A 14,400-nucleotide genomic window follows, 5' to 3' on the forward strand; every position below is an offset into this window, starting at 1 on the left:
CCCGGGCGTTGGCCTTCAAATACTCCCGCATCGTCCACGAAGGGTCGAACACACCTCCGGCATCGGACCCGGGGACCTTTAAAAGACCCTCCTTCAGCCCGCGGGTTATCGCTTCTTTCAGCGTTTCGTCCGTGAGCCTGTCGCGGCTGGTATGACCGTTCACGGCGGTTATCTTGGCCGCCCTGAAGTCCTTCCACACGTCTATGGACGGGTCCCTGACCATATTGAGTTCAGCGTAGCTCAGGATCTTGTAATAGTCCCCCTCCCACTCGGGCGGTACAGGGTATTTGGCCGTTAAGTACCTGCCGACGGCCTTATCGATGTCCCCGTCCTCCGCCACGACAAGGGGGTTCGGGGAATCATCGCTGGACACGGCGGACTTGTGCAGCACCACGCAGTGGTACACGTCCCCCGTCCTCGACTCGACCCTCCTGTACTGGCCCCCGAGGGTGTAGAGGTATATCTCCTTTCCCGACCCGTCCTCGATGACGATTTCCCTGCCCTCGATTATGTTCGCCGACAGGCCCCAGACGGCAGAAGGCGTGCCGGCGAAACTGGCAATGTAGAGGTAACCTGCAAGGTACCCCGCAAAATGAAGGACGCACTCGAAAGTGCGCCCCGTTCCGATGGAGTATATTTTCAACTTTTTTCGCCCCCTCTATTCCAGTTCAAATATCCCTTCAGGAGTGAAGACCCGGACCGTGGTCCTGGGCCGTTCCGTCTCGATGACTTTCTCCCCTTTCTCTTCCGGAATAACCTGCCTGTCCACGACCTTTTTCGTCATGCCCACCAGGAAGTGCGTCCCCATGTTGCCCCCGATCGCGCCCGCAGCTATCGCTACAGCGTCGTGGGCGGGTTTCAAGGGCAGCACGGGAGGTCTCAACGACGACACTTTCCTGGGCACCGGGAGGAGGTATTTGATTTCCTCCCACACGGGGGACCTCACAATGTCCCGGGCCACCTCCAGGGGGTCCGTGACGGAACCCCGGAAGGTGATTTTCACGGCAGGAGATTCGGGCACCAGGTACGTCACGCCGTCGTCAGCGTCCAGCACGGGGAGCCCTCCTGCACGGGAAAGCTCTTTCAGCCACTCCCTGATTTCCCGCGCCTCGCTGCCCCGCCTGGCACCGGCGCGCCTCACCCCGAACACCACCACCTGCCTGAACACCGGGAAGTTCTCGTCGGTGAACCTGTACACTGCCAGGCCGTCGAACCTGGCGGCCAGGACCGGGGCGGCATGGGCCAGGACGTGCTGCGGGATACAGTAACCCAGCACCCCGCCGCTCATGAGCTTGCCGCTCACGGGGTCGGTCAGGTCGCGCAGGAACGCGACTTCCGCGCGCTCCCCATCCCGCTCGTTGTAGGGCGGGTTCAGCCACATGAAGGAGAACGCCCTCGGCGTCACCCGGGCTTCCTCGTAACCGCACCTCACCACGCGGTCGAGCTTCGACCGGCACTCCTCCGCCCTCGTGGCCTCTATCTCTATTCCGTAGGTGACAATACTGCCGCCTTCCAACTCCAGGTGGTCGGAGACCATCTTCAGGGCGTCCCCTTCCCCCGCGCAGGGGTCGATAATGTTGGCTTTCGTACCGGGCTCTATTTTGAGCTTCTTACAGACAAGCTCCATTTCTTTCAGTGGGGTGGGGTAATACCCGCCTTTAGCTTCAGATGCCAGTCGTGCCATATATGAGGGGCGGACCCTCCCGGCCCGCCCCATTCCCTCCTTTCCGTGGAAATGGTTTGGGCCGGTGCCAGCCTCAAAATCAGTTTTTTCTTGTGGTTTCCCAAACTTTTACAACTCTTTCCCAGAACGCCCTGAGCCTGTTTTTCTGAGAGGGGTTCACCCGAAGGTAGGACACTCTCTTCCAGTAAGCAATGTCTTTCTTAGTCGCATGTTGTAAGAGTAACAGTGAACCGAGAAGGCAGATTTCACCGGTTTTGTATACCGTCACTAATGTAACCCAGCCCCCGTTTTTAGAAGGCAGACCATAGTTTTTCTTATCTTTCTCCGTAAAGAAGCAGTCCAAATCTTGCGTCAAAACACTTACCATGCTCGCGGGACGGACCCTACCGGCCCGCCCCATTCCCTCCTTTCCGCGAGAATTTTGGCGGGCCGGGTGGCCCGGCTAAATACCTTCTTCTAGCTGGTCTGCTGCGTCCCGTAACACACCTGCCACCGTCGTCCATAACAAGTCCGATGTGCAGGTTACCCTCTCGATGCGATGTTCTTCTGCGGTAATCGTTACGTCAATAATGACACGATAACGTTCGACAACCAGGCTTTCTTGTGGTTCGGCGCGCTCCAGCAGCACTCTCATTCTATTCGGGCGAACCTTCCGGCCCGCCCTATCCCCTCCTCTCTTAAAAAAATAAAGCCCCACCGGCCCGAAAAGGCACAGTGAGGCTTCTGGTCCAGTCTCCTTCGCTTTCCCCGGCCCCTCAAGAGAAGCCGCAATTCGCGCACCTCAAAGATGCGCATTCCTCCGGCGTCTCAAAAGCGCCGGCAGTCAAACAATACACATCAATCTAATTCTACCACGTCAGCTGCCGGAAAGCAAGCCCTGCAAGCGGTCAGCCCGTCTGCCAGTAGCAGCAGGGCAGCTGGAGGCACGTCAGGACACCCGTTTTGAAAGCGCCCGTGTCGATCCCGATGCGCCCCGGCGCAAACCACGGCCTGGTGCACTCGTGGCCGGGAATCACCGTGGTCATCGTGTGGCCGAAGACCACTACATGACCGGGTACCGGTATTCCAGGATAAAAAAGAAAGCGTTCCCTGATCCAGAGCAGGTCAATGTCGGTCTGCAGTTCCCTGCCCGGAAACACCCCGGCGTGTACAAAAATGTATCTTCCTTCCTGGTGGATCAACGGCAGACTTTCCAGAAAACCCTGCCATTTGGCCAGTGACTTCACGGAGTAAGCTCCGAAACTGTCCAGCGTCGTCCTGCCGCCGCTGTCCAGCCACGCACCCAGCTCGTTCACCGGGTCCGGGTTCTCGATAGCGTCTAGCAGCATCTGCTCGTGGTTGCCACGGAGGGCAACGGCGCCGTTGTTGACCAGGCTGCGGACTAATTCTAACGTGCCTTTACCGTCCGGACCGCGGTCAATGTAGTCACCAAGCAGGATCAACCTGTCCCGGTCGGGGTTGTAGCCCGCCCGGTACAGCACGGCCTCCAGCAGGTGACGGCAGCCGTGGACATCGCCGATAACCAGAACTCTCGACACCTGTACCGCCCCTTTCTTCCGGTCAGCTCTGTGCGGCTATCCTCTGCAAACAGAGGATGACCGTCACCAGGGCATGCGCAAACGCGGCCCCGCTCTCCAGCCTGCTGACCGCAGCCGCTCTCTTGTCCGGCCACTCTCTCAAGCGGCCGGCAACAATTTTTGCTACCCGGTCGATGACCCTGACCCTGCCGCGCCCGTTTATCAAAAAACACGCAGCGGTAAAGACCAGGTAGGCCGGATACGGGAACGCCAGAGCGGAAAACGCAAAATAGCACAGGAACAGGAGGGTACCCGGCAGGAGGACAAAAGCGGCGACCGCGAGCAGAACCCTCCTGTCCAGCACGGAAGATATGTCCTGCAGCTCCCGGATCCGCTCGTTCAGCTCCCTGGTTTCACTTTCTGCGCCGGTACCCGCGCCATCGTCGTACAGGCACCCCCGGTTTTCGTAAGCGACCAGCAGCGAGAGAACGAGCAGGTCAACGGTTTCTCTCACATCCAGCCCTCCTTCTGGAGATGTGTTACCGAATTTTTTGGGGGACAATTGTCTCTTTCCTTCCGGTACCGCCGCGCCAGCGTGCAGCTCTCCAGGTACTGTTCCCGGGAAATGACGCTGTTCCCTTCCTGGACACAGCGGCCCGCCTTCTCGCACTCCTGCCAGAGAGAACAGCAGGAAAATTTTTCGATAGTGGACTTCCTGATCTCCACTTTTGATCCGCCTCCTGAAAAATAAGAGAGGGCCGCTCGGAAAACCGGCCCTCTTTACGGTTTCTTACGCTGCACGCACCGCATCTTCTCCCGCCGCGCCCAGGATGACGCCCAGCACCTTTTCCACGTCGGCCAGGACGCCCATTACGGCCTTCAGCGCCTTCCGGTCGTCCTGACCGGCGTAGTGCCGGATATACTCCCACCCGTGCCAGATGTAACCGGAAAAGCCGTACATCTCACACAGGGCACAGGCTGCCACTTCGGCCACGATCTCCTGGTCCGCGTGCTGGCCCGGACTCAACCCGCCCGGCCTCACCCGGTGGTGGACGGCGTGGACCAGCTCGTGGAAAAAGGTGTGCGCGTCGTGGGTGGTCAGTACAATTTCCCCTCTGGACGGGTCGAAATAACCGTAATACCTTCCCACGAAAGGCTTGTACCGGACGTCGTTTACAAACTCCCGGGCCACGTCGAACAGGGGCGGCGGCTCCGGCGGAGTGTAGTCCGGCAGCGGTTCACCCTCCGTGTCCTCATACCGGAACACCGGGACACACCGGAAACCGGTGACGACTACCCGCTCACGCTCCACTTCCCGCTCCTCACCGGTCTCCGGATCCACCTCCCGCTCCCTGACAGTTTTCTTTTTGGTCACGGGCGCCAGGATGTAGAACGCCTTAGCCCCCTTCTTGACGTGCCGCCCTGCTTCTTCCCACTGCCTGAACCCCCTGGCGTCCTCCGTACCGGCCAGGTACATAAGCAGCCGGTTGCCCAGACTCCACCTGTCGGACGGCCTCTCGTACCCGGCCTTCGCCCGGATGACCGTTTGGGCCACGGCAGCGGGCAGGTCCCCGGTGCGGAACATCTCCAAAAGGCGGTCCAGGGCTTCTCTCGCTCTGTCGGTAAGTGTCATCGTATACGGGGCGGACCTATCCCGGCCCGCCCCATCTTTCCTCCTTTCCGGGGGAATTTCGGCGGGCCGGGTGGCCCGGTTAACAGCAATCAGTCCAGTTAATGCAGTTTTCATATTCGTCCTACCCTCACCGGGATGACTTCCTCTGATTTCTGCCACGACCCTGACTTCCTAAAAAAAACACAGTGAGGTTTCTGATCCCGTACCTTTTACTTTCCCCGGCCTCTTAAAGCGACCCCATGTGGTAATCGTTACCAGACACACCTGTTGCGGTTAAGCTGTGCTGTGCATTAAACGAAGTTACCAGCTCTTGATGGGGTATCTCAGCGCAATTGCGTTCAGAAATGGTCAACTGTTTAAAACACAGGTGGAAAAGATCGATTATCATTTCTTTAGCCACCTCGATTTCACAACCGTGTTCGTTGTTTTCAAAAATGCCGCTACAAAACTCTTGTAGGCTGTTCGGGGTGAAATTGCGGTTACCAAACCTGATTGACACCCGCTGGATAATCTTGTTCAGAAACCAGGCAAAGAAAGTTAGCTCTTCTGAAGACATGTCGTTTAAGCACTGGTCAAAAACCTTATGGGTATTGTGGTTCAAGCGCACCAATAGTGTCAACATCTCATCGGACTGCAGATTGATTTCGTTGTCTGCAGGGATTTCCTTGAATAAAGGATATTTTTTGAGCAGGAACTCTATTTCAGATGCGCATGCAAGAACTAAACGCAGGTTGGACAGATGATGGAGACTTAAAATTGAGGCCAGCAACTCGTCTCTTTCCATGATGCGGCAATACCTGTCGGTCATCAGGATGCGAGTATCCTGTCTTAAGTTCGGAAAGACAAGTGACAGGTAATTAGCAACAGCGCTTCGCGGAACTGGACGCACGAAACGTTCCCAGGACGACACGCTTGCCTGGGAAACCTTCATAAGCCTGGCAAATTCGACAGTCGATATTTTTAAACATTGACGCGCAATGGAAATTTCAGAAGCAATCGAACAGAACATAGTCCAAGAGCGGGCCTTTCCAGCCCCACTTTACCTCCCTTCTTTTTTGACTTTTGCGCAGCCGAAGCTCACTTTTGCTCCGCCTCCTGAATGCTGCAGCCCGGCGCTTGCCGGCCGGGCTGCTTTCACCCTGTCGCTATGCAGAAACGACAGTCCCCCGTTCGGGTGGAAACCCTTCGAGCACCTGGAACCCCCAGTCCAGGATGTCCCGGCGGAGCTTGTACCGCCTTCCCCACCTGTCGGAGAATACCAGCCGCTTCGGGTCTTCTACTCTGAACGTGTCCTCTTTCCGCCCGCTCCTGAACACGATCGAGTCGGCGAACTTGACCACCATCCCCTTCTTTAGCTTCGGGCGGGCTTTCTTTGCCCGGATGCGCTCCCAGCACTTCTCCCGCCATTCCCTGGCCCACTCGTGGTCAGTAGGAGTGAGCATCCTCAGTATGCGCTCCGGGCAGTTGTACAGATAGGGCCCCATCGTCTCGGTCATGTCCTTGTACCCGAAGTTGTTGTAGCTATTCGGGCTGTAGCCCAGGGCGCAGACGATGGCCCTCACTTCCCGGTTCCCCTGCGCGTCGCCGGTCTCGTAGGCGATGTACGCCTCGCGCAGGTTCACCACGGCGCAGTCGAGGACTTTACCGTACCTCCCGTCGTCCCTGGTGTAGTTGAACTGTTTCTCGAAAAACTGCCTCACGCTCATGCCTTTCGGCTTGTCCGTGTACGTCCACCCCATAGCTTGCAAGGGCAGGCCCCCGGCGGCCCGCCCCTCTCACCTCCTTGAAGTGAGTTTTGAGGCGGGCCGGGCCGCCCTGATTGCTTGTTACATTAAAATTTCGGTGCATCAAAGACAAAAAGACCGGAATTAGAAAGTTCCCGGTCTCTTTCGATATTGCCGATAAACTGCCATTATTTTGCCGTTAAATTGCCGATAAATTGCCGGTAATCCTCCGCCAGAGCGTACTGCCTTCCCTTTTTTGACGGGTTCCGTAGAACCAGCCATCCTTGCTCGGTCCACTCCCGAAGCAATTCGCGAGCCATTCTTTCGGACAGTCCTAGAGCGGCGGCTACATCTTTTGTGCCAATAGTTTTCTTTGCGGCAAACAAACCGAAGACGATCCGTGCTCGCCGGTCAAGCAGGCGTACCTGTTCCGGTTCGACAGGCATTTCTCTTTCAGCCAGTTTGACCGCTTCATCTTTCGCTTCCGTGAAAACTTTTGCCATCAGTTCGAGAAAGTATTCCAACCAGGGCGTCAGTTCGGCTTCTGCCCTGCCCATGTAGTAATTATGGTGAGGATGAACGGCAATTGCCCGGTAATACGCTCCCAAATCTCTTGCATGCTGTTCTTCCAGTGAGAAAAATCCGTTTAAACCGTAGCCGCCTTTATGCAAGATGAAGGTCGCCAGCAGTCTTGCCGTCCTGCCGTTGCCGTCGTAAAACGGGTGAATTGTTACAAATTGATAATGGACCAGGGCGGCAATCAGTGGAACGGGAAGGTTTTCTTTTTCGGCTTTACGTATCCAGGCAATCATCTCGCTCATCAGCACAGGAACGTCTTTTGCTTCTGGCGGCAGGTAAGCTATCGCACCAGTGGCGGCATCTCTGATTACGTTTTGCCCGTCGCGGTAAGGAGTGGGTTTTGCCCTCCGTCCTCTCATGACCACGGCATGCAGCTTCCAGATCAGCTCTTCCGTCAGCGGAACCTTCTGGGATGCCCACTCTTCCACACGCAGAAGAGCGTTCCAGTAGTTGCGAACTTCCCAGGCGTCGTGTTCCTTTCCCCGAATAGACGGTTCTTTGCCTCTAATTACGTTCTCGGCTTCCTCAAGGGTCAGCCGGTTGCCTTCTATATAGGTGGAATAGTGAGAAGCCCTGACGCGAGCTTTTTCTCTCAATCGGTTTTCTACCCATGGAGGCAGCGGTGTATGTCCAACTATCGCTTTTGCCGCTTCTATTTCCATTAAGAACCTGGCGATCGCAGGTGTTATAGTGTAGCGTGGTTGCCAACAGGGGATTTTCCGGGGCATATTTATTTCCCCCGTTTTTTCTACTATTATAACCGATTTACCATCAATTCCGGCCATCAAAATCTCCTCTTCGTCGCCGGCTAACCTTACCTATCAGCCGGTTGACTGGTTTGGCCGTATTCCTCTGGGACGGGTTTCCGGCGGCCCGTCCTTATCCACCCCCTTAAGTGAAGTGAGTTTAAAACGGGCCGGGCCGCCTTGGTTTTGTTACGCTGAATAAGAAGACCGGGACAGGAAAACTCCCGGTCTCTTTTCAGCTCACGGGAACACCCCGGGAGAGTAATAGGTAAACTTATGGGGTTAATCTATTATTTTACCAGGTTCAGAATTTTAGTAAGTAGAATGTCAACTATACCCCGGGGAACGGTAAGAATGATTGACGCTTTGTCGCCTGAAATGTTTGTGCTTATGTTTATCTCGGATATCCCACTCACATCATTATCATCATCATCTGCAGCATTATTAGAAATCTCTTCTTTATCAAAAACAGCTTTATTTCGTTCCTCAGATAAGAAATACTCAAATTCTTTTGGAAATGTAGAGCTGTTTATGTCTGCTCCAGATTTTTGAAATTGTTCTATTGTGTTAGTGAGAGCTCTCGAATACATGGACAATAAATCTGCATAGAGCGGAGCGTAATATTTGTTAAAGAAGGGAGTTGGAATACAGTCAAAGAGATAATAGAGCAAATCAGCATCCACTAAAGTTTTGTTTTCGCGCTTATTAATAATTTTCTCGATATTACACAAAATTTTACCGCCTGTTTGAGGAGGTATACGGCTATCGTGCATCCACGTTAAAAGCAATGTCACCCATTCGTACCCATCATCCCTAATTCCTTCGAAAAATCCGTACACATCTCGCGATTCAAAGTCAGTTGCAAAAATATCTATAGACTTACGGTCTACGTTAAGGTGGAAATATTTTGCAAACTGAGTTAAAACATCAGCTACGATCGAAATATTATGACAAACTTGTAACAAAGCTGTTTTTACTCGGGAGTTAAATGGACCATTCTCAAATAGTCCAGTCTTTAGAAATAAATATGAATACGAAACATCAAAATTTTTAGCTACCTTTTCAAGTATGGCAGGTTTGGGAATAACGTGGTGGTTTAGGATTAACGATAAATATGACGGACTGATTTTTAATTGACGAGCAGTATGGCGGAGTGACCAGTTACGGGATTTCATCTGCATACCAATGAATTCTGACAAAAAGTGTTTTTCAGACATCTTATTTCCTCCTTGATAGGATAATAGTGATTTGAACGGGCCGGACCACCCCGGTCGCTCATCACACTAAAGAAGTAGACCGGGATTGGGAAAGCTCCCGGTCTCTTTTCAGTACTGCCAATAAATTGCCGTTAATTTACCGTTAAACTGCCGATAATTTTCTGCGTTTTCTTAGCCCCCGGCAACCCGTACACATGAAGAAGCACTTTCACGACTACCTCCTGCCAGCCACGCTCGAACCCCCGCGTGCAGTCGGGCGCGCCGGTCACGTGGTGCACCATCTCGTGCACCAGGGTCCCCAGAGCTTCTTCAGGGACCGCCAGCAAGTCCCGCAACAGGTAGATTATGCCCCTGTGGTCGTAACAGCCCCTCACCTTCTCCTCGCCGTCAGGAGGGATCTCGGAGACGACCGTCACCCTCGGGAGTCTCCCGCCGAAGACATCTCCGGCTACCTTCTTTGCCCACTGGAGGTTCCGAAGCTCCCGCGGGGACAGGTCCCTTAAAGCAACCCTCCCCCTCGGCTTCCTGGCTCCGGCCGCGACCTTCCGGCTGTACTCCACGCCCAGCCGCCTGAAGCAGCCTTCCCACTGCCAGGGGACGCTGTTGAGGACCGTAAACCCTTTCTCCCCGGCCTCCAGGTCGCAAACAGGGTCGCTCGCCAGGCACACCCTCGGGCCGAAGACTTCCCTCATCACTTTCCTCCAAACCGCCAGGTCGCTCTCCGGAGGCTCGAGGTGCGCCCTGCCCTCCAGGTACCTCTCCGCTTCTTTTTTCTCCGCACTCCTGAAAAGCGCCTCAATGATTTTCCGGTTCCTGCAGGTGCTGAGCACCTTTCCCACTTCTTCCAGCAGGGCGTCGTCGTCCACCACTGTCCTGTCCCGGTTCTGCACCGCCCTGATGCCCTCCCCGGTCAGGTCGTAGCTGAAAAGCATGTCCTTCCTCTCTGCCGCCAGCGCCCCGTTGACGTACACCCGCCCGCCAGGAAGGTATATCCTGTCGCATATTTTCCTGGCCGTGCTAAACTCCAGGAACAAGCCTAAAGCCGCGTCACTCTCTTCCTTTGTGGCCTCAAAACAGACCCTCGTCCCGGTAACCCTGTTGTTTTCCTCCAGAACAAAAACGAGCACCTGGCACTCCAGCGCCGGCTCGTACTCCAGCACCGGCACGGCGGTAAAACCCACCGTCTCAATGTACATCTCCCGCCCTTCCCGGGCGGCGACCAGCGCGGCCAGCTTCAGCCCTTCCCCAAACTGGCCGATCAGCTCGCTGTGCCCCCGCTTGCCGGAATTCCCCAGCGCCAGGTCCTGCCGCCTCAACCCGGGCCCGCTATCTTCGGCAATTAACAACCCTTTCCTCCAGGACACCCTGCCCCGGCAGGAGTACTTCTTCCGCGCGTCCAGGTTCTCCTGGATAACTTCGCGCAGGGCTTCCACAGCCCCCCACGACTTCACGTACTCGCAGGATATGTTGGTCTTAACACGCTCCTGGAAAAGTTTGAGCTGTACGGGCATGCAAGCGGGGCGGGTGCAAGCCCGCCCCGTTTCACCTCCTCGACCGAGTGAGTCAAGGCGGGCCGGGCCGCCTCGAAAGACAGAACAATCAGCTCCCCGTTCAGCAGAACACTACCGGCTCACCGGTGGCTGCGGACTTCTCGCAGAGCTCGCCCAGCACGCGGATCGTGTGCCCAAAAGTCAGCAGCGCTGGCTCCCATCCAGCCACGATGCGCGCGCACCCCTCGGGCGCCGCTGTGCAGAGGCCCTTTATCATTACAGGCACACCGCTGGCGCGCCGGCCTTTCCAGGCGTCTTCCCCTACTCGCTCCATCTCGGTAAAATACCACCGGTACTTCAGCCTGCCCAGCACGTCGACGTACTCTCCGTCCGGAGGCACCGGTAGGCTGGCAGGATTTTCCGAATCCACCACCAGCCCTTCCTCCGTCACCCCGAAATTCAGCAGCTTGCCGTAGCAGAAAATGCCTCTCTCCGAATACTTCGGCTGGCGGCACAGCTCCGCACCGTCAGCGTCGAGACAAATCGCGACGGGGTACTTCACATCTTCCAGACCCCGTTCTATTTCTTTTAACTCTTTGAGCAGACGTTTTGCTTCCTCCGGCGTGTACTCCCCGTCGCAGTCCGAGTGGTCCTGGAGCAGCGGGAACCTGCTGCCCCACACGCCCCCTTCCAGGTAGTCGCACACCGCCGCCCGGAAGCTGTGGTACCACCCGTAGCTGCCGACCCTCCGGAAAACACTGCCCACGCGAGCGTCGAGACCCATGACATACATCCCCTCTCTTGTGATCTTAAAAAAGCCCCGCCGGCCCCAAAAGGCAAGCGAGGCTTGTAGCCCAGTGATTTTCATCCTGCCCGCGGCACCTTGACCCCCGCGGCTGCCTGTGCTATAATAAACCTGAACGCTCCCTATTTCTGGTGGGAGCGGGCGGGTTTTTAGCTTGGTCGGTTTCTAAGTCTGCGTCAGGTTATCCCCTGACGCTTATTTCTTTTCCTTGCGAACGGCTCTGGCCAGCTCTATGACCGCCTTCAGCAAGTTAAACACTGCTGTCAGCAGTTCTATGAGCTTCACCAGCACCACCCCCTCCCGGCCCCGCTCGCTCCCACGTGCGGGGAACCGGAAGGGCTTCGTCCGGGCTGACCCGCCTAACCCGTACCTGCCCCTGAAAAAAGTAAAGCCCCACCAGCCCGAAAAGGCACAGTGAGGCTTCTGGTCCCGTGATTCTTTATTTTTCCAGATCGATCTTCTTCCGGCAGGCCATTTTGCGCTCCACCGCCCGCCGGTTCGGTACCACCTGCGTCTGCGGTTTCCGCTGCCACATCAGGCGCGGCAGCTTCTTCCTGGAAGCCACCCTCTTCAGAGTCTCCTTTCTTTAAAAAATTCGCTCGTCACTTCCATAGCGAATTCCGCAATCGGTATCCTCTCGTCCGGGCCGTCGTAGATCTTCGGGACACCGTATACGCCGCAAAGCCGGTTGACCAGACGCACAGAAGCTATCAGCGCGTCGTGCGCCAGCTTGCGCCCCCGGTCGAGATCTACGATGAGCTGCCGGTAGTCCTCGGGTTCCAGACGGAACCTGGCCACCTGTAATGCTGCTTCCATTGCGGTTACCCGCTCGATGTACCTGCCGCAGTCATCGATAAATTCCTGCACTGCAAGCAGGTCGTCGTTCTTGAACTTTCCATCAGACTTGTTGATAGCTTCTATCAATGTCATCACTTTTGTCTTTGTGCTGTTTTTGCTGGCGGCGCTTCCCCCAGCAGCATCCTCTCTTCCCACAAGCTCGCCTCCTCGAACGTTTTGAACCTGTACACGCCTCACGGAAACTCTAACTTTTCCTTCCGAAAGGTCATGGCGAGTTCTACAAACTCGTCCCAGTTGTTCAGCGGGAACGGCAGCGGTTCCCGCCGCTTGCCGACTACTTTCATCCAGCTCCACCTCTGTGAAACCAAAACTGAAAAGCCGCACAGCTCCAAAGAAAGCCGCACGGCTGTCTACACCAGGACATACTGCACCCTCTATCCCGTTGTCGTGGGCAAAAAAGGCACACCAAGGCTTCTGGTCCCGTGTCTCTCCACTTCCTCCGGCCCCTCAAAAGGAGCCGCAACCCGTACCCCGTAAAAGGATACCTTCCTCCGGTATCTTAAAAGCACCGGCAGCTGAATCAATATACGACACCTTAATTTTACCATACCAGCCGCTGAAAAACAAGCCGCCGGGTCAAAGGCAGCCGGGTTTCGCCGCGCCCCATAAAAACAAAAAAGCCGGAGCAGGACGCCCCGGCTCAAACGAAAGCCTCACCCCGCTAAGACTATCTCCGAACCACTTCAATCCAGTCGTCGGGAATGTTTTCTAACGGGAACTCCGCTACCAGTTTTACCGGATAGTATGCCTCGTCGCACCTTTCCATATCGCGGTACCGGTTGCGGGGATTGCGGTCCCTCTGTTTCTGGAAGCCGCGGTATACTTCGAAAATTCTCTCGTCAAGGTTGATGATGTACGCCCACTCGCAGAACAGGGAATCTGCGAGAAAATCTCTGTAGTTGAGCATGTACCGCAGGCCCTTCAGGTAGACGTCAAGATCCCCCTGGGCGTCCCTTAACAGCCAGTACCACTGCTTTCCACAGTCACCGGGAAGGTTGAAAAACTCCCTGCACTCCTCGACCTGTTCATCCGTAGGTTCCCCGGATTCCGAAACCAGAATGATCTTCCTTGCCGCTTCCACCATTTCCTCGTAAGGCGTTTTTTTGACAAATGCCACTATCTCATTACCCAGCCACTCCGGGTACGAGTCGGAATGGTTGTAGGTGATCTTGTCCACCCCATCGATCCTGAAACCGTAGGCACCTCTGGTGCTCATGCGCATGAAGGGCGGGTCCCCGGCAGCCCGCCCTCCCTCACCTCCTCGGTTGAAGTGGTTTAGGGCGGGCCGGGCCGCCTGGGTATTGTTTACCGCTTTCTTAATTCCGCCATCACCTCGGTCCAGTCCCAGTCTCCCGGGTCCTGGACGGTGACTTCCCGCGTCTTCACCTCTGTCCCCAGGGCAAGGGCAATGCCAGCGGCAACCTCTTCAGCTCTCAGTTCCACATTGTAAGGGTCCTCCGTAACAACAAGGTGGCCGTTTACGACGACGCCCCGGCCCAGGTCTGTCCGGGAGTTTCCCGCCAGCCGGACGCACACGCAAACGACCGCAGGCTTCTTGTTAGCATTAAGCCCGGCGGCAACTGCCGCGCGTGCCGAATTGTAAATCGACTCGAGCTCTCTGTATATGGATTCAGGCTTTTCACTCTCAAAAAAAGACCACCATGTTTTGAAACCGCCGCGGTACACCACAAAAGGTACTGCCAGGTCTTTCCCCTCGTGCCGCGTGGCGACAGCTATAAGGTAACTTCTATCCGTGTAGCTGGGCTCGATGTACAGGCTCATGTCCGTGTCGGTCTCCCGCTCAACCCGGCTGAAAATAGGACGGTAAAAAGCGTCTATCTTGTTGTAAATGCCGTCCTTCACGTCTTCGTCGTTAAAGAAAATGCCATTGAGGTGCGTGGCGTTCCCCTCGCTGAGAACGTAGTCCAGGTAGTAAGCTCTGAACGCCGGGTGCAGGTCCTCCGGGATGTTCAGCTCGTCCGCAAGTTTCTTGCAAGCGTCTTCGTAACAGTCGGGAACATACTCCAGTTCCAGCCCGCGGTCGCGCATGGCCTCCAGCTGCTCTACCAGCAGCTCTTTCCCGATCCTCATCGATATAAAGGGCGGGCCCCCGGCGGCCCGCCCCTTTCCACCTCCCTGATCTGGAG

The 14,400-nt window shown here is 55.8% G+C and carries 17 protein-coding genes; all 17 read right to left on the reverse strand.

Annotated features, from left to right (window positions below):
* Window positions 1–643: hypothetical protein (locus tag ACPLUI_RS04740; RefSeq protein WP_424659126.1), on the reverse strand; the 643-nt coding region annotated here is incomplete at its 3' end.
* 15 nt (window positions 644–658) lie between these two features.
* The gene (locus ACPLUI_RS04745; RefSeq protein WP_424659127.1) at window positions 659–1,717 is read right to left on the reverse strand and encodes a DUF6094 domain-containing protein; all 1,059 of its coding nucleotides are present in this window, start codon (window positions 1,715–1,717) and stop codon (window positions 659–661) included.
* A gap of 409 nt (window positions 1,718–2,126) precedes the next feature.
* Complete coding sequence (locus ACPLUI_RS04750; protein ID WP_424659128.1) at window positions 2,127–2,318, reverse strand: hypothetical protein; 192 nt, start codon at window positions 2,316–2,318, stop codon at window positions 2,127–2,129.
* Between the two features lie 253 nt (window positions 2,319–2,571).
* Window positions 2,572–3,222 (reverse strand): metallophosphoesterase family protein, encoded by a 651-nt coding sequence (locus ACPLUI_RS04755; protein ID WP_424659129.1) that lies wholly within the window; start codon window positions 3,220–3,222, stop codon window positions 2,572–2,574.
* 22 nt (window positions 3,223–3,244) lie between these two features.
* Window positions 3,245–3,715 carry a hypothetical protein gene (locus ACPLUI_RS04760; protein ID WP_424659130.1) on the reverse strand — a complete coding sequence of 157 codons (471 nt, stop codon included), beginning with the start codon at window positions 3,713–3,715 and terminating at the stop codon, window positions 3,245–3,247.
* A complete protein-coding gene (locus tag ACPLUI_RS04765) occupies window positions 3,712–3,927 on the reverse strand; it encodes a hypothetical protein (protein ID WP_424659131.1) in 216 nt (71 codons plus the stop codon). The genes ACPLUI_RS04760 and ACPLUI_RS04765 overlap by 4 nt, the downstream gene beginning before the upstream one ends.
* A 64-nt stretch (window positions 3,928–3,991) precedes the next feature.
* Window positions 3,992–4,834: an ArdC-like ssDNA-binding domain-containing protein gene (locus ACPLUI_RS04770; protein ID WP_424659132.1), complete on the reverse strand. Its 843-nt coding sequence runs from the start codon at window positions 4,832–4,834 to the stop codon at window positions 3,992–3,994.
* A 226-nt stretch (window positions 4,835–5,060) separates the two neighbouring features.
* A complete protein-coding gene (locus ACPLUI_RS04775) occupies window positions 5,061–5,843 on the reverse strand; it encodes a helix-turn-helix domain-containing protein (protein WP_424659133.1) in 783 nt (260 codons plus the stop codon).
* Window positions 5,844–5,979: 136 nt separating this feature from the next.
* A complete protein-coding gene (locus tag ACPLUI_RS04780) occupies window positions 5,980–6,573 on the reverse strand; it encodes a DUF6927 domain-containing protein (RefSeq protein ID WP_424659134.1) in 594 nt (197 codons plus the stop codon).
* Window positions 6,574–6,746: 173 nt separating this feature from the next.
* On the reverse strand, window positions 6,747–7,922 hold the full coding sequence (locus ACPLUI_RS04785; RefSeq protein ID WP_424659135.1) for a Fic family protein: 1,176 nt from the start codon (window positions 7,920–7,922) through the stop codon (window positions 6,747–6,749).
* Window positions 7,923–8,173: 251 nt separating this feature from the next.
* The gene (locus tag ACPLUI_RS04790; protein WP_424659136.1) at window positions 8,174–9,100 is read right to left on the reverse strand and encodes a helix-turn-helix domain-containing protein; all 927 of its coding nucleotides are present in this window, start codon (window positions 9,098–9,100) and stop codon (window positions 8,174–8,176) included.
* Between the two features lie 131 nt (window positions 9,101–9,231).
* Window positions 9,232–10,611, reverse strand: a complete 1,380-nt coding sequence (locus ACPLUI_RS04795) for a hypothetical protein (protein WP_424659137.1) — start codon at window positions 10,609–10,611, stop codon at window positions 9,232–9,234.
* A gap of 100 nt (window positions 10,612–10,711) precedes the next feature.
* Entirely contained in the window at window positions 10,712–11,374 is a 663-nt protein-coding gene (locus tag ACPLUI_RS04800; protein WP_424659138.1) for an Imm70 family immunity protein, read from the reverse strand.
* Between the two features lie 460 nt (window positions 11,375–11,834).
* On the reverse strand, window positions 11,835–11,960 hold the full coding sequence (locus ACPLUI_RS04805) for a hypothetical protein (protein WP_424659139.1): 126 nt from the start codon (window positions 11,958–11,960) through the stop codon (window positions 11,835–11,837).
* 5 nt (window positions 11,961–11,965) lie between these two features.
* On the reverse strand, window positions 11,966–12,388 hold the full coding sequence (locus ACPLUI_RS04810; protein WP_424659140.1) for a DUF3232 domain-containing protein: 423 nt from the start codon (window positions 12,386–12,388) through the stop codon (window positions 11,966–11,968).
* Between the two features lie 532 nt (window positions 12,389–12,920).
* Window positions 12,921–13,469, reverse strand: coding sequence for a hypothetical protein (locus ACPLUI_RS04815; protein ID WP_424659141.1), 549 nt, complete (start codon window positions 13,467–13,469; stop codon window positions 12,921–12,923).
* 89 nt (window positions 13,470–13,558) lie between these two features.
* Window positions 13,559–14,400, reverse strand: an 842-nt coding sequence (locus ACPLUI_RS04820) for a hypothetical protein (protein ID WP_424659142.1), incomplete at its 5' end; no start/stop codon positions are given.

It is taken from the genome of Desulfofundulus sp. (genome assembly GCF_049701015.1).
Classification (GTDB): Bacteria; Bacillota; Desulfotomaculia; order Desulfotomaculales; family Desulfovirgulaceae; genus Desulfofundulus.

Coding starts and splice junctions, on each gene's coding strand:
- ACPLUI_RS04770 (WP_424659132.1), bottom strand. CDS start 4,834: ATGACACTTACCGACAGAGCGAGAGAAGCCCTGGACCGCCTTTTGGAG.
- ACPLUI_RS04780 (WP_424659134.1), bottom strand. CDS start 6,573: ATGGGGTGGACGTACACGGACAAGCCGAAAGGCATGAGCGTGAGGCAG.
- ACPLUI_RS04795 (WP_424659137.1), bottom strand. CDS start 10,611: ATGCCCGTACAGCTCAAACTTTTCCAGGAGCGTGTTAAGACCAACATA.
- ACPLUI_RS04800 (WP_424659138.1), bottom strand. CDS start 11,374: ATGGGTCTCGACGCTCGCGTGGGCAGTGTTTTCCGGAGGGTCGGCAGC.
- ACPLUI_RS04815 (WP_424659141.1), bottom strand. CDS start 13,469: ATGAGCACCAGAGGTGCCTACGGTTTCAGGATCGATGGGGTGGACAAG.
- ACPLUI_RS04785 (WP_424659135.1), bottom strand. CDS start 7,922: ATGGCCGGAATTGATGGTAAATCGGTTATAATAGTAGAAAAAACGGGG.
- ACPLUI_RS04745 (WP_424659127.1), bottom strand. CDS start 1,717: ATGGGGCGGGCCGGGAGGGTCCGCCCCTCATATATGGCACGACTGGCA.
- ACPLUI_RS04775 (WP_424659133.1), bottom strand. CDS start 5,843: ATGTTCTGTTCGATTGCTTCTGAAATTTCCATTGCGCGTCAATGTTTA.
- ACPLUI_RS04750 (WP_424659128.1), bottom strand. CDS start 2,318: ATGAGAGTGCTGCTGGAGCGCGCCGAACCACAAGAAAGCCTGGTTGTC.
- ACPLUI_RS04790 (WP_424659136.1), bottom strand. CDS start 9,100: ATGTCTGAAAAACACTTTTTGTCAGAATTCATTGGTATGCAGATGAAA.